This window comes from Vreelandella titanicae (genome assembly GCF_014697095.1).
Classification (GTDB): Bacteria; Pseudomonadota; Gammaproteobacteria; order Pseudomonadales; family Halomonadaceae; genus Vreelandella; species Vreelandella titanicae.
In genome coordinates, this window is the sequence record NZ_CP059082.1 from 4014545 (window position 1) to 4030350 (window position 15806).

General features: G+C 56.5%; 14 protein-coding genes. 5 read left to right on the top strand and 9 right to left on the bottom strand.

The genetic code is table 11. From position 1 onward, the window contains the following. Positions 1 to 35: 35 nt before the first annotated feature. The 9 genes from HZS52_RS18580 to HZS52_RS18620 all read right to left on the bottom strand — a co-directional run bounded on the left by HZS52_RS18580 (position 36) and on the right by HZS52_RS18620 (position 9219). A complete protein-coding gene (locus tag HZS52_RS18580; RefSeq protein WP_190373365.1) occupies positions 36 to 662 on the bottom strand; it encodes a glutathione S-transferase family protein in 627 nt (208 codons plus the stop codon). A gap of 218 nt (positions 663 to 880) precedes the next feature. Then, a complete protein-coding gene (gene mmsB / locus HZS52_RS18585; protein ID WP_009286467.1) occupies positions 881 to 1774 on the bottom strand; it encodes a 3-hydroxyisobutyrate dehydrogenase in 894 nt (297 codons plus the stop codon). Positions 1775 to 1811: 37 nt separating this feature from the next. Further along, positions 1812 to 2927: an enoyl-CoA hydratase/isomerase family protein gene (locus HZS52_RS18590; protein WP_022523803.1), complete on the bottom strand. Its 1116-nt coding sequence runs from the start codon at positions 2925 to 2927 to the stop codon at positions 1812 to 1814. Between the two features lie 53 nt (positions 2928 to 2980). Next, entirely contained in the window at positions 2981 to 4135 is a 1155-nt protein-coding gene (locus tag HZS52_RS18595) for an acyl-CoA dehydrogenase family protein (RefSeq protein ID WP_138801653.1), read from the bottom strand. A 184-nt stretch (positions 4136 to 4319) separates the two neighbouring features. Further along, positions 4320 to 5312, bottom strand: coding sequence for a branched-chain amino acid ABC transporter permease (locus HZS52_RS18600; protein ID WP_035578664.1), 993 nt, complete (start codon positions 5310 to 5312; stop codon positions 4320 to 4322). 2 nt (positions 5313 to 5314) lie between these two features. Continuing rightward, on the bottom strand, positions 5315 to 6202 hold the full coding sequence (locus HZS52_RS18605; protein WP_022523807.1) for a branched-chain amino acid ABC transporter permease: 888 nt from the start codon (positions 6200 to 6202) through the stop codon (positions 5315 to 5317). A 101-nt stretch (positions 6203 to 6303) separates the two neighbouring features. After that, on the bottom strand, positions 6304 to 7527 hold the full coding sequence (locus tag HZS52_RS18610; protein ID WP_138801652.1) for an ABC transporter substrate-binding protein: 1224 nt from the start codon (positions 7525 to 7527) through the stop codon (positions 6304 to 6306). Between the two features lie 145 nt (positions 7528 to 7672). Continuing rightward, positions 7673 to 8416 carry an ABC transporter ATP-binding protein gene (locus HZS52_RS18615; protein WP_190373366.1) on the bottom strand — a complete coding sequence of 248 codons (744 nt, stop codon included), beginning with the start codon at positions 8414 to 8416 and terminating at the stop codon, positions 7673 to 7675. Then, a complete protein-coding gene (locus HZS52_RS18620) occupies positions 8413 to 9219 on the bottom strand; it encodes an ABC transporter ATP-binding protein (protein ID WP_022523811.1) in 807 nt (268 codons plus the stop codon). The genes HZS52_RS18615 and HZS52_RS18620 overlap by 4 nt, the downstream gene beginning before the upstream one ends. Positions 9220 to 9545: 326 nt before the next feature. Here HZS52_RS18620 and HZS52_RS18625 point away from each other — a divergent pair, with 326 nt between their 5' ends. The 5 genes from HZS52_RS18625 to HZS52_RS18645 all read left to right on the top strand — a co-directional run bounded on the left by HZS52_RS18625 (position 9546) and on the right by HZS52_RS18645 (position 15804). Continuing rightward, positions 9546 to 10013: a MerR family transcriptional regulator gene (locus tag HZS52_RS18625; protein WP_022523812.1), complete on the top strand. Its 468-nt coding sequence runs from the start codon at positions 9546 to 9548 to the stop codon at positions 10011 to 10013. A gap of 94 nt (positions 10014 to 10107) precedes the next feature. Beyond that, the gene (locus tag HZS52_RS18630; RefSeq protein ID WP_190373367.1) at positions 10108 to 11277 is read left to right on the top strand and encodes an isovaleryl-CoA dehydrogenase; all 1170 of its coding nucleotides are present in this window, start codon (positions 10108 to 10110) and stop codon (positions 11275 to 11277) included. A gap of 22 nt (positions 11278 to 11299) precedes the next feature. Continuing rightward, entirely contained in the window at positions 11300 to 12907 is a 1608-nt protein-coding gene (locus HZS52_RS18635) for a carboxyl transferase domain-containing protein (RefSeq protein WP_190373368.1), read from the top strand. Between the two features lie 12 nt (positions 12908 to 12919). Continuing rightward, the gene (locus HZS52_RS18640; RefSeq protein ID WP_190373369.1) at positions 12920 to 13744 is read left to right on the top strand and encodes an enoyl-CoA hydratase/isomerase family protein; all 825 of its coding nucleotides are present in this window, start codon (positions 12920 to 12922) and stop codon (positions 13742 to 13744) included. Then, the gene (locus HZS52_RS18645) at positions 13741 to 15804 is read left to right on the top strand and encodes an acetyl/propionyl/methylcrotonyl-CoA carboxylase subunit alpha (RefSeq protein ID WP_190373370.1); all 2064 of its coding nucleotides are present in this window, start codon (positions 13741 to 13743) and stop codon (positions 15802 to 15804) included. The genes HZS52_RS18640 and HZS52_RS18645 overlap by 4 nt, the downstream gene beginning before the upstream one ends. The last annotated feature ends 2 nt before the right edge of the window (positions 15805 to 15806 follow it).

Here is a 15806-nt window from a genome sequence, read left to right on the forward strand (position 1 = left end):
TCCCACAAAATGCATGAGTGAGATCAGTGCATCTTTCACGTTACAGGAATCACGACCACTTTTTGGTAGGCGGGGCGTTCAGCGATTTGTTGGTACCAGCGCTCTAGATTGGGGCGCGGCTGCCAGGTTAGGCCGATATGCCATAAGTTGTAGATAAAGGGTACAACGGCAATATCGCCCAGGCCAAACTCATTGCCCGAGAAAAAAGCTTGCTTGGCCAGCACGTTATCCATCAATTCAAACAGCTCTTCACACGCCTGCATACCCGCTTCAATGGCAGCATTATCGCGTTTTTCAGGTGGGGTTCTGACATAGCCCATCAGGATCGTGCGGTGCCTGGGCGACAGGGTGCTGTTCGACCAATCCATCCACTTTTCAGCCTGTGCCCGTTCGGCGGGGGCTTCGATCCATAGTTTGCTTTGCCCGTACTGCGCGGCAAGGTAGCGAATAATCGTATTGGATTCCCACAGCACGCTGTTGGTAGCGTCATCTTTGAGTAGCGGCACTAGCCCGGTGGGGTTCATGGCCAGGTATTCCGGCGTATTGTTAACCCCGTGCTCAAGCCCCGCCTGGATCTGCTCAAAAGGTAGTTCCAGCTCTTCTAGCACCCAGCGCACTTTTTTGACGTTGGTGGAGTTGTTGCGGCCCCAAAGCGTGATCATGGTAGTCCTTGTATATGAGCAGTTTCTTTAAGTTTGCCCGCCCTTGAGGTCGGAGACAAGCTGTGGCTTTGGTGGGATAGCTGGGGCGGCTTCGCCGCCCTCTCGCGGGTGCCTCGTTTCTCGCTGCGCTCGCTACTCGTTACCACGCGCTACAAAACCTATTCACCACTCACCATTTACCATTCACACCTCACACCTCACACCTCACACCTCACACCTCACTCTTTATCCTGATAGAACTGCATCAGGCTTGAGAAGTCGAGTTTACCGTTGCCTTTGGCTTTATGCAGGGTGAACAGTGAGCGGGCGGCGGAGCCCATGGGGACTGCGGAGGCGCTTTGCTGGCTGACATCCATGGCAAGGCCTAAGTCTTTGATCATCAGGTCGACCTGGAAGCCACCCTGGTAGTTTTTGGAGGCCGGTGCGTTTTCCATGACACCTGGGTAGGGGTTGTAAACATTGAGCGCCCAGTTACCGCCGGAGCTCTGCTTCATGATCTCTGAAAGCACCGCGGGATCCAGGCCGTTTTTGACGCCCATATTGATCGCTTCGCAGGTGCCCGCCATCAGGATAGAGAGCAGCATATTGTTGCAGGCTTTGGCCACCTGCCCTGCGCCGTGATCTCCGGCGTGGAAGATATTTTTGCCCATGGCTTCCAGCACCGGCTTGGCCAGCCTGAACTCGACCTCGCTGCCGCCCACAATAAAGGTCAAGGTGCCCGCTTGCGCGCCGCCCACGCCACCGGAAACCGGCGCATCGATAAAGCCGATACCCAGCTTCTCACCCTCTTCAGCAACGCCTCGGGCGGTGGCACCGTCAATGGTAGAGCAGTCGATGACCAGCGCTCCACGTTTGATCACTTCAAACAGCGGCGCATCGTCTTCAATATATAGCCCGCGTACATGCTTTCCGGCGGGCAGCATTGAAATAATAAAATCGGCGTCGGTGGCAGCTTCCTGGGCCGAGAAAGCCACTTCACAACCATTCGCTTTGGCGGTCTCTTGCGCCTCTTGAGAAAGATCAAAGGCGCGCACGTCAAAGCCAGCTTTTACTAGGTTGGCAGCCATGGGGCCGCCCATATTGCCCAGGCCGATAAATGCGATGGTGTTCATTTTATTATCCTTATTAGCCGGTAATGGGAAGATTATATTAGCGTAGATCCGCCAGCGGATTTTGCGACCATGCGGAAGATAGCAGCTCGTTGATAAAGCTCTCCTCTACCGAGGCCACATCGGGATACGTCCAATTCGGTTGCCCGTCTTTATCGACCAGCAGTGCGCGAACGCCCTCGGGGAACTCACGGTGTCGGCAGCACTGCACCGAGAGCGACATTTCGGATTGGAACACCTCTGCCAGCGACATATGTTTAGCCCGCTTTAGCTGCTCATCAATCAATTTCACTGACACCGGGCTACCGTGGGCCAGCGTTTTCTGTGCCTTACCAAACCACTGATTATCGCTTTTTACCGCCGTAATAGCGGCGACAATTTGCTCCACGCTGTCGTGATCCATCAACTCGCGAATCAGCGGCGAGTGCTGGTAAACGGGCGCTTCCAACTCGGCAAATACAGGCTGCGATGTTTGCTCAAGCTCACGCATGATGCGGTTAACCACCCCGTTAGCATCGGTATTCTCACCGGCTCCCCACTGTGCGTCGGTCAGTTGCTGCAGCATGGCATCACGGTGGTGGCTGGCGATACAGCGGTCAGCCAAACCTAGATGAACGGCATCTGGCGCATTGATCTGGCAGCCGGTCATGGCTAGAAAGCGCCCTGCGCCGTTGGGAAGCCGGTTTAAAAACCAGCTGGCGCCAACATCCGGGTAGAGGCCGATGGTGACTTCCGGCATAGCCAAACGCGAGGTCTCGGTCACGACACGGTGGCTACTGGCGCTTAACAGCCCCATGCCGCCGCCCATCACAATGCCATTGCCCCAGCAAATCACCGGTTTGGGGTAGGTATGGAGTAGAAAATCGAGTCGATACTCGGTCTCGAAAAAGCGCTCGGGGAAGCTGGGGTCGCCCTCGCCGGTAATCGTTTTATACAAATTCACAACGTCGCCACCGGCGCAAAAGGCTTTTTCGCCTGCGCTATCCAGCAGCACCGCTACCACCCGCTCGTCGGTGGCCCAGTCGCGAAGGCGCGGCAGCATCTCTTCACACATCTCAAGCGTTAAAGCGTTCAGCGAACGCTCGGCATTGAGCTTAACCTCAGCAATTACGTGGCCGTCTTGGGTGGCGTGTTCAGTAAACAGTACGCTGCTCATTGGCATTCCTTATCCGTCGCTATCGTATCCACCGTAATCTTATTCATCGTCATTTACAGCTCGGTGGCGCCGTCTGCCAGCACCCGACGGGAGATGATCAGCCGCATGATTTCGTTGGTACCTTCAAGAATCCGGTGTACCCGGGTATCACGCACGTAGCGCTCCATGGGGTACTCCTTGATATAGCCATTGCCGCCGTAAAGCTGAAGCGCTTCGTCGCACACTTTGAAGCCCACATCGGTAGCAAAGCGTTTAGCCATGGCACAGTAGGTCGGTGCGTCGGCGTGGCCAGCGTCCAGCTTGGTAGCGGCCATGCGCACCAGCTGCCGTGCAGCGACCAGCTCAGTGACCATATCGGCTAAGCGGAACTGCAGCGCCTGGAACTCGGCTAAGCGCTTACCGAACTGTTTGCGCTCCAGCATATACTCCCGCGCTTTGTTGATCGCCTGCTGGGCGGTGCCGATTGAGCAGGTAGCAATATTGATACGCCCGCCGTCGAGGCCCTTCATGGCGATTTTAAAACCGTCGCCTTCATTGCCGAGCAGATGATTGGCGGGTACCCGCACCTCTTCAAAGGTAATCATGCGGGTGGGCTGGCTGTTCCAGCCCATTTTCTCTTCCTTGCGCCCATAGCTAATGCCGTCACTCTTGGCATCAACCGCAAACGCCGAAACGCCGCTGGCGCCCTCACCGCCGGTGCGCGCCATCACCACGAGAAAATCGGTGCTTCCGGCGCCGGAAATAAACATCTTGCTGCCGGTCAACACGTAATGGTCGCCGTCGCGCTTGGCAGTGGTTTTCAGCGAGGCGGCGTCGGAGCCTGAGTTAGGCTCGGTTAAACAGTAAGAACCCAACAGCTCGCCTGTGGCCAGCCTTGCGCCCCACTGCTCTACCGCTTCCGGCGTACCGAAATCTGCCAGCATCCAGGTGACCATATTGTGAATGGTTAGGTAGGCCGTGGTAGAGGTGCAGCCCATGGAGAGCTGTTCGAAAATGATGCTGGCATCCAAACGCGAGAGGCCTAGCCCACCCACGCTTTCCGGTGCATAAAGAGAGCAGAAGCCCAGCTCGCCGGCTTTACGAATCACATCGACGGGGAAGAAGGAGGTTTGATCCCACTCGGCGGCATGGGGCTCTAGCTCGTTTTGGGCAAACGCCCGGGCCATATCGGCAAAGGCGACCTGGTCTTCATTGAGTTCAAAATTCATGGCGTATCTCCGCGAATGCGCGTGCGCACTGCTGTTGTCGTTATAATTGACGTTAACGTTAACTTATCCATTTACCCGGCTACAAGCAACCTGCCAACGCTTGCGACCTTAGGCGTATGCCTTTAATAAAAAATCAAAAAAAGGGCGCCAAACGGCGCCCAACATCGGACAGAGAGGGAGGGTGCTACTTAAAGTTTTTGCGATACATCTTGTCCAGCTCACCGATTATTCCGCTACGGAAACTGAGTACACAGACCACAAAGATGATACCGAGAATAACGCTAACCCAATTCCCCAGCGGCGACTGCGCCAGGATATGCTGAAGGCTGACCACGATTCCCGCACCCATTAACGGCCCCAGCAAGGTGCCCACACCGCCCAGCAGGGTCATCAAAATCACCTCACCGGACATATGCCAGTGCGCATCGGTCAGCGAAGCCAGCTGGAAAACCACGGTTTTGGTCGAACCCGCCAAGCCCGCTAAACCTGCAGAGATCACGAACGCCACTAGCTTATAGGCATCGGCGTTGTAGCCCAGCGATACCGCGCGGGGCTCGTTTTCACGAATCGCTTTTAGCACCTGGCCAAACGGCGAGTGCACCGTGCGTTGAATCAGCGCGAAGCCGAAGATGAAAATCGCGAACACAAAGTAGTACATCGCCAGGTTGCTGCTCAGGCTGATAAACCCAAACAGTTCGCCACGGGGCACGCCGTGCAAGCCATCCTCACCGCCGGTAAACGGTGCCTGTACAAACATGAAGTAGACCAGCTGGGCGATCGCCAACGTCACCATGGCAAAATAGATGCCCTGACGCCTGATGGAGAGCACACCAAACACCACCCCAAGCAGCGTAGCCAGAACAGTACCGGCGATAATACCCAACTCCGGGGTTAATCCAGGGTAGCTCGCCAACAGGTAGCCGGTTACGTAGCCCCCAGTTGCCAAGAATGCCGCATGGCCGAAAGACAACAGCCCCGCATAGCCAAGCAACAGGTTGAACGCACAGGCAAACAGCGCAAAACAGAGCACTTTCATCAAGAACACGGGATAGGCCAAGAATGGCGCTACCAGCCCCACCACGATTAGCGCCAGATAGAACATATTGCGGCGAAACTTGGCCCGCTTCTGACGTTCCAGCACCGCGGATGGCGCCGCCATTGATTGAGATTCTGCCATGTTCATGCCTCCTTACCGAACAGCCCAACGGGGCGCAACATGAGCACTAGGATCATGACAAGAAAGATCACCGTATTAGAGGCTTCGGGGTAGTACACCTTGGTCAGCCCTTCGATGATGCCCATGGAAAGCCCGGTAATAATGGCACCTAGAATCGAACCCATCCCGCCGATGACCACCACCGCAAACACCACGATTAACAAACTCGACCCCATGGTCGGCGATACCGGATAGAGCGGCGCTGCCAACACGCCGGCAAACGCAGCAAGACCAACCCCAAATCCATAGGTGAGCGTGATCAGCAGCGGCACATTAACGCCAAATGCCTGCATCAGCTGCGAGTTCTCAGTACCTGCGCGAAGGTAAGCACCCAACCGCGTACGCTCGATCATAAACCAGGTAAACAGGCACATCGCCAGCGCTGCCACCAGTACCCAGGCACGGTATGTCGGTAGGAACATAAAGCCCAGGTTCAAACCGCCCTGAAGGATCTCCGGTGTAGCGTAACGTGCCCCGGAAACACCGAAGAAGTTGACCAGCGTGCCCTCAAAAATCAGCGCCAAACCAAAGGTCAGCAGCAGCCCATAGAGGTGATCCAGATGGGCGATCCTGCGCAGCAAAAAGCGCTCTAGCAGCACACCGAAAGCGCCGACCACTAACGGCACCAATATGAGCGCCAGCCAGTAATTAATGCCCAAATAGCGAAAGCCTAATAGCGCGGCGAAGGCTCCCAGCATGTATTGCGCCCCATGGGCAAAGTTGACGATCTTCAACAGGCCGAAGATGACCGCCAGGCCCAGGCTAAGCAGTGCGTAAAAGGCGCCATTCACCAGACCCAGCGTTAGCTGGCCCATGAAGACGGCCATTGGCACGCCGAATATCATCGTCATAACGCGACTCTCCTCGCCCTCAAACAGTTGGCGGCAACTTGCCGCCAACCGGTTCTACACATCACTTGCGATGGCTATCTGGCTCAAGCTCAGCCGGGAAATTAGTTTTGCACCAATTTGCACTGGCTTTCAGATAGCGGGCGGTAGGCTTCTTCGGCGGGAATGGTGCTGAGGATTTCGTAAAGATCCCACTCACCGGTGGACTCATCCGGTGTTTTCACCTGGGCCAGGTACATGTCGTGGATCATGCGGCCATCTTCACGAATGCTGCCGTTACGGGCAAAGAAGTCCTCAATAGGCATCTCGGCCATTTGTGCACGTACGGTTTCAGGGTCGTCGGTGCCAGCGGCTTCAACGGCTTTCAGGTAGTGCATGGTGCTGGAGTAGATACCCGCTTGTACCATGGTCGGCATGCGGCCTACTTCATCGAAATAGCGCTGTGCCCATTCGCGGGACTGCTCATCCATATCCCAGTACCAGCCGGTAGTTAGCAGCAGGTTCTGAGTGGCTTCCAGGCCAAGGGCGTGAACGTCATTCAAGAAAATCAACAGGCCTGCTAGCTGCTGCCCAGATTGAGTCAAGCCAAACTGGCTGGCCGTCGTGATCGCGTTAACGGTATCGGCACCGGCGTTGGCCAAGCCAATAATTTTCGCGCCGGAGCCCTGAGCCTGAAGAATGTACGAAGAGAAGTCGTTAGTCGGGAAGGGATGACGCACGCCGCCCACAATTTCACCGCCGCTCTCTTCCACTACTTTGGTGACGTCAGCTTCAAGCGCATGGCCGAAAGCGTAGTCAGCGGTTAGCATAAACCAGCTATCGCCGCCCTGCTCTACAACGGCTTTAGCGGTACCGTTAGCCAGCGGATAGGTGTCGTACACCCAGTGGATGTGATTAGGGGTACAGTGTTCGTTGGTAATGCTAGAAGCCGCCGAGCCGGACACGATACCCAGGCCATTGTTCTCTTCCAGCACTTTGGTCACTGCAATGGACACAGAAGATGCTACTAAGCCGCCCACCATATCGACGTTATCCTGGTCGATCCAACCACGCACGGTATTCGCGCCGACGTCAGCGCTGTTGCGATCATCTGCACTGGAAATAACGATGGGCGCGCCATCTACACTGCCGCCAAAATCGGCCACCGCCATCTCCATGGCAGTTAAGCCGCCGGGGCCTGCGAGGTCGCGATAAGTGCCGGACATATCGGCCAGGTACCCAATGCGGACTTCACCATCACTCATATCAGCCTGGGCGGTAGACACGGCGAGGCTTGAAGCGGCCGCGACGGCGATGCTGGCGGCCAGCGTTTTTTTCATAAAGGTCATATTCGTCTCCTGGCCCGGAGGCCTTTGTTGTTGTGTAGTCTTTGAGCTGTCGTGAAAGTGCGTACTGCAAATTTCTGATTTATATAGTTGTTTTGTGAGCAGCGAAACTGTTGGCGGAATGAACATTTAAGTGTCTAGCCGTGTGTTATACCCCTAGCATTGAGTTGAGATGTTCCCGACGCGATGGCAGCTGCGCGGCGCTGATTTCTTCGACAATCTGACCGTGATCCATCACGAAGTGGCGATCCGCAAGCGGCGCCGCAAAGCGAAAGTTTTGTTCAACAAGCACAATGGTCATACCGCGCTCTTTCAACTGAACCAGCACTTCGGCAAGCTTCTGCACTATCACCGGGGCCAACCCCTCGGTAATTTCATCGAGTAGCAGCATGCGCGCACCGGTGCGCAAGATACGCGCCATGGCTAACATCTGCTGTTCACCCCCGGAAAGCCGCGTCCCCTGGCTTCTACGCCGTTCATAAAGGTTCGGAAACATGGCGTAGATTTCGTCCAGGCTCATACCGCCGGAACGCACAGTGGGTGGAAGCAATAGGTTCTCGTGCACATCCAAGCTTGCAAAAATACCGCGCTCTTCCGGGCAGTAACCCACCCCGAGACGCGGGATATGGTGCGGCTTCATATGCAGCGTTTCATTACCGTTAATCACAATAGAGCCCGTTCTGCGCCCCACCATGTTCATGACCGATTTCAACGTGGTACTTCGCCCGGCGCCGTTACGCCCCAGCAGCGTTACCAGCTCGCCACGCTTCACATCAAAATTGACGCCGTGCAGGATGTGCGACTCGCCATAAAAGGCGTGTAGATCCTGCACGCGCAACATTTCCAGGCTTTGCGTGTTTTCAACCGGCGCTTCGGCCTCAGCGATATTCATACGGCAGCTCCCTCTTTTTCAGAACCATCCTCTTCCGCAGCATCGCTGCCCATATAGGCTTCGCGTACCAATGGATTCCGAGAGACAGCGTCGTAATCGCCCTCAGCCAAAACAGCGCCTCGCGCCAACACGGTGATGCGATCACATAGGCGGCTAACAACGCTCAGGTTGTGCTCCACCATTAATACAGTGCGCCCCTGGGAGACGCGCTTAATCAGCGCCACGATGCGGTCAACGTCTTCTGCGCCCATGCCTTGGGTAGGTTCATCAAGCAGCATCATGGTGGGGTCGAGCGCAAGCGTAGTGGCCAGTTCAAGTGCTCGTTTACGACCGTAGGGCATCTCTACCGTTAGCGTATCGGCATATTCCCGCAGACCCACTTCTTCCAGTAGTTCAAGCGCGCGCTCATTAAGGTGATCCAGGGATTTCTCAGATTTCCAGAAATGAAACGAGGTACCCAGTTTACGCTGCAGGGCCACTCGAACATTCTCCAACGCGGTCATGTGGGCGAATACCGCAGAAATCTGAAACGAACGCACCAACCCTAACTGAGCTATTTCGTTGGATTTTTTACTGGTGATTGAGTTGCCGCGATACAAAATATCGCCGCGGGTAGGCGGCAGAAATTTGGTCAGTAAGTTAAATACGGTGGTTTTACCAGCACCATTGGGGCCAATCAGTGCGTGAATATGCCCTTCCTGTACCTGGAGATTGACATCGTCCACGGCGGTGAAGCCGCGAAACTCTTTGGTCAGCCCTCGGGTTTCGAGGACAGGTCCCTGAAGGACATCGTTTGCACTCATAGAGTGGCAAGCCTCTTATTGTTGTTGTGCTAATTCTTTACAGGCATGGCAAAAGCGGCTGCTACCGCCTTACCTGAACGTAAGGTGTATGTGCAAACTAGCAACTGTCGCTATAGCAATACAATTACAACTTTGGTCTATCGACGACATTTTCCTGAATTAATAACTGCCTTCAAAACATAAATATCAACAACTTACCTGATTTCAACGCTTTTCAACTGCTAGCAACAATTGCTTTACGTTAACGTAAACTTGTTTTAGCCTCAGTGGCAGTGTTCCATAGGAGTCATATATTGGGAACAACGCCTTATTGAGAGAACGTCACCATGAGCAAAACTTACTCGATCAGTGAACTAGCCAACGAGTTTGATTTAACCACCCGTAGCATTCGCTTCTATGAAGATCAGGAACTGCTCCACCCTACGCGCCGCGGGCAAACCAGGGTTTACAGCAGCAAAGACCGTGTACGGCTGAAGCTCACCATTCGTGGCAAGCGACTGGGTTTTTCATTGGCAGAGATTCGCGAACTGTTCGAGCTTTGGGACGAAACCCGCAGCGGCAGCAAAAAGCAGCTGCATCTAATGCTTAGCAAAATAGGCGAGCGCCGTGCGGCGCTGGATCAACAAATGAAAGACATCACCATGGTTCAGCTAGAGCTTGAAAGCGCTGAAATCCGCTGCCGCCAAGCGCTCGAAGAACTACTCGAGAAAGAGCCGCAAGAAACACAAAACGAAGAAGAGCACGCGAGTTCGGCCGATAAAGCCTCAGCCCCCTCTTCCGCCACTATGCACTGACGCGTCCGCCAACTCGATTAGCCGACACAGCTACGCCAGCCCAGATGGCTAATTACAGATAGCAAACACAAATAATCAGCACAGGTGATTGACCATGTTTTCACACTACTCAGAACTCAATTTTGGCCTTGAAGACGAACTGAACATGTTACGCGAGCAGGTCAACGCCTTTGCTGCCAGCGAGATTGCCCCCCGTGCGGCCGAAATCGACCGCAACAACGAGTTCCCTAACGACCTGTGGAAGAAGTTTGGCGATATGGGGCTATTAGGGATTACCGTCTCGGAAGAGGATGGCGGCAGCGGCATGGGCTATCTTGCCCACTGCATCGCCATGGAAGAGATTTCGCGAGCCAGCGCATCGGTAGCGCTCTCTTACGGCGCCCACTCCAACTTGTGCGTTAACCAGATCAAGATCAACGCCTCCCCCGAACAGAAAGCCAAGTACCTCCCCAAACTGATCAGCGGCGACCACGTGGGCGCTTTGGCCATGTCGGAACCCGGCGCAGGCTCGGATGTTGTGTCGATGCAGCTGCGTGCCAAGCAGAATGGCGATCACTACATCCTTAACGGCAATAAAATGTGGATCACCAACGGCCCCGATGCCGATGTGCTGGTGGTGTACGCCAAAACAGATCCAGACGCCGGTTCCAAAGGCATCACCGCGTTTATTATCGAAAAAGGCATGCCCGGTTTCTCTACCGCCCAGAAGCTCGACAAGCTGGGTATGCGCGGCTCCAACACCTGCGAATTGGTATTCCAGGACTGCGCCGTACCCGCTGAGAATATACTTGGGGCTGAAGGCAAAGGCGTTCGCGTATTGATGAGCGGGCTGGATTACGAGCGCACAGTGCTTGCAGCTGGCCCGATCGGCATTATGCAGGCCGCCATGGATGTGGTGATGCCCTATATCCACGAGCGTAAACAGTTCAACCAGTCGATTGGTGAGTTCCAACTGGTGCAGGGCAAAGTGGCGGATATGTACACCACCCTGAACGCCTGCCGCGCCTATTTATACGCTGTAGCCGGTGCCTGCGACCGTGGCCAAACGTCCCGCAAAGACGCTGCCGGGGTGATTCTCTACTGCGCCGAAAAAGCCACTCAGGTCGCGCTGGATTCCATTCAGCTACTCGGCGGCAACGGCTATATCAACGAATACCCCACCGGGCGCCTGCTACGAGACGCCAAGCTGTATGAGATCGGCGCGGGCACCAGCGAGATTCGGCGGATGCTAATTGGTCGCGAACTCTTCACCGAAAGTCTTTAATTAAATTCAGCAGGGTCCTGTCATGAGCTCCATTTCCACTCAGATCAACCCGCGTAGCGATGTATTTCAGGCCAACGAAGCCTCAATGCTCGGTGAAGTGAACAAACTGCGTGAACTGACCGCTGCCGTCGCCCAGGGTGGCGGTGCCAAAGCCCGCGAGCGTCACGAAAGCCGCGGCAAGCTGTTTGTACGCGACCGCATCGATCACTTGATCGATGAAGGTTCGCCATTTCTAGAGTTTTCCGCCCTTGCGGCGCACAACATATACGATAGCGAGATCCCTGCCGCTGGTGTGGTCACCGGTATTGGCCGTGTTTCCGGCGTGGAGTGTGTGATTGTCGCTAACGATGCCACAGTTAAAGGCGGCACTTACTTCCCGCTGACCGTCAAAAAGCATATTCGCGCCCAGGAGATTGCCCGCAAGCATCGCCTGCCGTGTATCTATTTAGTCGATTCCGGCGGCGCCTTTCTACCCCGCCAGGACGAAGTCTTCCCCGACCGCGACCACTTTGGGCGCATTTTCTACAACCAGGCGACCATGTCCGCCGAAGGCATTCCGCAAATCGCCGTGGTGATGGGTTCCTGTACCGCAGGCGGCGCTTACGTGCCCGCCATGGCGGATGAGTCGATTATCGTTAAAGAGCAGGGCACGATTTTCCTGGGTGGCCCGCCCTTGGTGAAAGCCGCCACCGGTGAAAGCATTAGCGCCGAAGACCTGGGCGGTGCCGATGTTCACGCCAAGGTCAGCGGTGTCGCCGACCACTACGCCGAAAACGACGCCCATGCGCTGCAGCTGGCTCGCGCCTGTGTGTCGCGGTTGAATTGGCAAAAGCGCGGCAAGCTCGCCATGCAGGCGCCCAAACCACCCAAACTCGACCCTGCTGAGCTGTATGGCATTGTCGGCACCGACCTGAAAAAGCCCTACGACGTGCGGGAAGTGATTGGCCGTATCGTTGACGACTCCGATTTCGACGAGTTCAAACGCTACTACGGTGAAACCCTGGTCACCGGCTTTGCCCATATTCACGGTTACCCGGTGGGTATTGTGGCCAATAACGGCGTGCTGTTTTCCGAAAGCGCGGTGAAAGGCGCGCACTTTATCGAGCTCTGCGCCCAGCGCAAGGTTCCGCTGATCTTTCTGCAGAACATCACCGGCTTTATGGTCGGCTCCAAGTACGAACATGAAGGTATCGCCAAGCACGGCGCCAAACTGGTCACCGCTGTGGCCTGCGCCAAGGTGCCCAAATACACCGTTCTGATTGGCGGCAGCTTCGGCGCCGGTAACTACGGTATGTGTGGCCGCGCCTACGATCCTAACCTGCTGTTTATGTGGCCCAACGCGCGCATTTCAGTGATGGGCGGCGAACAGGCGGCGGGCGTGCTGGCCCAGGTTAAGCGCGAGCAGCACGAACGCGAAGGCCGTGAGTGGAGCAAAGCGGACGAAGAAGCCTTTAAGCAGCCTACCCGCGATCAGTACGAGCATCAGGGCCACCCCTACTACGCCAGCGCCCGCTTATGGGATGACGGCGTGATTGATCCGCTGCAAACCCGCGATGTGTTAGGGCTTTCTTTAGCTGCCGCGATGAACGCAGAAATCGAAGAGACGCGCTTCGGCGTGTTCAGGATGTAAGGGGGTCTTACCATGGCTTACTCAACGCTGACTATAGAAGAGGGTGTGGCGCGCCTGACCTTAAACCGCCCCGAGGTGCATAACGCTTTTGACGACAGCCTGATCGCTGAACTAAACGCGCACCTTGACCAGTTGCATACGTTGGCTGAAGCAGGCGATGTGCGCGCGGTAGTGCTGGGTTCAGAAGGCAAAAGCTTCTCCGCGGGTGCCGATCTGAACTGGATGAAGCGCATGGTCGATTACGACCTGGAAGATAACCTCGCCGATTCCCGCAAGCTCGCCGCGCTAATGCACGGCCTGGATACACTGCCCTGCCCTACCGTCTGCCGTGTGCAAGGCGCCGCCTTTGGCGGCGCGGTGGGTTTGGCCGCTTGCTGCGATGTAGTGATCGCCTCGGGCAAAGCCAAATTCTGCCTTTCGGAAGTCAAAATTGGCTTATCGCCCGCGGTCATCAGCCCCTACGTGCAGCGGGCCCTGGGCGAGCGCCAGATGCGGCGCTATGCGTTAACCGCCGAAGTCATGGACGCCGAAATAGCGCTCGCGCTGGGTTTAGTCCATCTGGTGGTGGAGCACGATAAGCTAGACGACGAAGTGGACGCCATGCTGGCCACTCTGTTAGCCGGCTCACCCCAAGCCCAGCGCGCCACCAAGGCGCTGATGGCCTCGGTCGCTCAAGCGCCTGACAGTGACGCCACCCGCGAACATACCTGCCAGGTAATCGCCAAACTGCGGGTAAGCCAAGAAGGGCAAGAGGGTTTATCCAGTTTCTTTGAAAAGCGCCGCCCCGTCTGGGCCGATTCTAATAACACACCCCACGCTTCGGAGCGTCGCTCATGAGCTACACATCAGTAACTGAAAACGCCGCTCGCACAACGCCTTTTGATACGCTTTTGGTGGCTAACCGGGGTGAAATCGCCTGCCGTGTAATGCGCACTGCACGCCGTATGGGCCTGAAAACCGTCGCCGTTTACTCCGATGCTGATGCCACAGCCCGCCATGTGCGTGAAGCCGATGAAGCCGTGCGCTTAGGCCCTGCCGCTGCGCGCGAAAGCTATCTGAATATTGATGCGGTCATCGACGCCGCCAAGCGCACCGGCACCGGCGCGATTCACCCCGGCTACGGCTTTCTATCCGAAAATGGCAGCTTCGTTAAGACCCTTGAAGAAGCGGGCATTACCTTTGTCGGCCCGCCGGCCTCGGCAATTGCCGCCATGGGCGATAAATCTGCTGCTAAAGCCCGCATGGCCAATGCGGGCGTGCCGCTGGTGCCGGGCTATCATGGCGATGAGCAGAACGACGCCTTGCTGCGCAGCGAAGCCGACAAAATTGGCTACCCGGTGATGCTCAAAGCCAGCGCCGGTGGCGGTGGTAAAGGCATGCGCGTGGTGGAATCTGGCGATGGTTTTCAAGCCGCATTAGATGGCTGCCGCCGTGAGTCAAAAGCCGCCTTCGGCGATGACCGCATGCTAATCGAGAAGTATCTGGTGCAACCGCGCCATGTGGAAGTGCAGGTATTCTGCGACCGCCACGGCAACGGCGTTTATCTGTTCGAACGGGACTGCAGCGTTCAGCGTCGCCATCAAAAAGTCATCGAAGAGGCCCCCGCCCCCGGCATGACGGCGGAGCTGCGCAGCGCCATGGGCGATGCCGCCGTCCGCGCCGCCCAGGAGATCGGCTACGTGGGTGCGGGAACTGTCGAGTTTCTTTTAGACATTGACGGTTCGTTCTACTTTATGGAGATGAACACTCGCCTCCAGGTCGAACATCCCGTCACTGAGATGATCACCGGCCAGGATTTGGTCGAGTGGCAGTTGCGCGTCGCCATGGGCGAACCACTGCCCTGCTCTCAAGATGAGCTGACGATTACCGGCCATAGCTTTGAAGCGCGCATCTACGCCGAAGACCCGGATCAGGATTTCCTACCCGCCACTGGCCTGCTCACCCGCTTTGCGCTGGATTTAGCAGGCGCGGGCTTGAGCGCTGATCAGGTGCGTCTGGACAGCGGCGTGGAGAGTGGCGATGCGGTGTCGATGCACTACGACCCCATGCTCGCCAAGCTAATCGTGCACGGTGCTGACCGCGATGCGGCACTAGCCACCCTTAACCGCGCCTTGGCGGCGCTGGACGTACAGGGCGTGGTGACCAACCGCGCCTTCTTAATGCGCCTAGCCACTCACGCAGGCTTTAAGAACGTGGAGCTGGACACCCGCTTTATTGAGCGTAATGAAGCGACGCTGTTTGCACCGCGCACCTACAGCATGGAGGCCTACGCCAGCGCCGCGCTGATTGGCCTGAATCAACTCGCCCAGGAGTGCGAAAGCGACTCCCCCTGGGATCGCCACGACGGCTTCCGCCTGAATGCCCCCCACACTATTCGCATTGCGCTGTGTGACCCGGCAGATGTAAAAGCCGCTGATAGTGACGAGGCGGTGGTGATCGTAGAAGGTAAACGCAACGCTGGCGAGGCGCTGTGGAACCTGACTATCGGCAATGACACCCTCACCGCAAGCCTACAGCCGCTCACCGGTGATGCGGTAGCGGTCACGCTAAACGGCCATCGCCGCCGCCTTCAGGCGCGTCGCGATGGTCATGTGGTGGTAATGGCCGACCCCAGCGGTGAAACCCGCCTGTTCTGGCGGCGTATCGATGCCATAGATCATGGTCACCACGAAGCGGAATCCACGCTAACAGCGCCTATGAATGGCACCGTAGTGGCGCTACTCGTGGAGCCCGGCGTGGCGGTTGAGAAAGGCATGCCGCTAATGGTGATGGAAGCGATGAAAATGGAGCACACCATGACCGCCCCCGCCGATGGCAGCGTGGCAACCTTCCACTTCCAGGCAGGTGACACGGTCAGCCAGGGCGCCGTTTTACTCGACTTTGCGGCCAACGAATAGGA

Excerpts from the sequence above, each read along its gene's own strand:
- HZS52_RS18580 (WP_190373365.1), bottom strand. The coding sequence starts at position 662 with ATGATCACGCTTTGGGGCCGCAACAACTCCACCAACGTCAAAAAAGTG.
- mmsB (WP_009286467.1), bottom strand. The coding sequence starts at position 1,774 with ATGAACACCATCGCATTTATCGGCCTGGGCAATATGGGCGGCCCCATG.
- HZS52_RS18590 (WP_022523803.1), bottom strand. The coding sequence starts at position 2,927 with ATGAGCAGCGTACTGTTTACTGAACACGCCACCCAAGACGGCCACGTA.
- HZS52_RS18595 (WP_138801653.1), bottom strand. The coding sequence starts at position 4,135 with ATGAATTTTGAACTCAATGAAGACCAGGTCGCCTTTGCCGATATGGCC.
- HZS52_RS18600 (WP_035578664.1), bottom strand. The coding sequence starts at position 5,312 with ATGGCAGAATCTCAATCAATGGCGGCGCCATCCGCGGTGCTGGAACGT.
- HZS52_RS18605 (WP_022523807.1), bottom strand. The coding sequence starts at position 6,202 with ATGACGATGATATTCGGCGTGCCAATGGCCGTCTTCATGGGCCAGCTA.
- HZS52_RS18610 (WP_138801652.1), bottom strand. The coding sequence starts at position 7,527 with ATGACCTTTATGAAAAAAACGCTGGCCGCCAGCATCGCCGTCGCGGCC.
- HZS52_RS18615 (WP_190373366.1), bottom strand. The coding sequence starts at position 8,416 with ATGAATATCGCTGAGGCCGAAGCGCCGGTTGAAAACACGCAAAGCCTG.
- HZS52_RS18620 (WP_022523811.1), bottom strand. The coding sequence starts at position 9,219 with ATGAGTGCAAACGATGTCCTTCAGGGACCTGTCCTCGAAACCCGAGGG.
- HZS52_RS18625 (WP_022523812.1), top strand. The coding sequence starts at position 9,546 with ATGAGCAAAACTTACTCGATCAGTGAACTAGCCAACGAGTTTGATTTA.
- HZS52_RS18630 (WP_190373367.1), top strand. The coding sequence starts at position 10,108 with ATGTTTTCACACTACTCAGAACTCAATTTTGGCCTTGAAGACGAACTG.
- HZS52_RS18635 (WP_190373368.1), top strand. The coding sequence starts at position 11,300 with ATGAGCTCCATTTCCACTCAGATCAACCCGCGTAGCGATGTATTTCAG.
- HZS52_RS18640 (WP_190373369.1), top strand. The coding sequence starts at position 12,920 with ATGGCTTACTCAACGCTGACTATAGAAGAGGGTGTGGCGCGCCTGACC.
- HZS52_RS18645 (WP_190373370.1), top strand. The coding sequence starts at position 13,741 with ATGAGCTACACATCAGTAACTGAAAACGCCGCTCGCACAACGCCTTTT.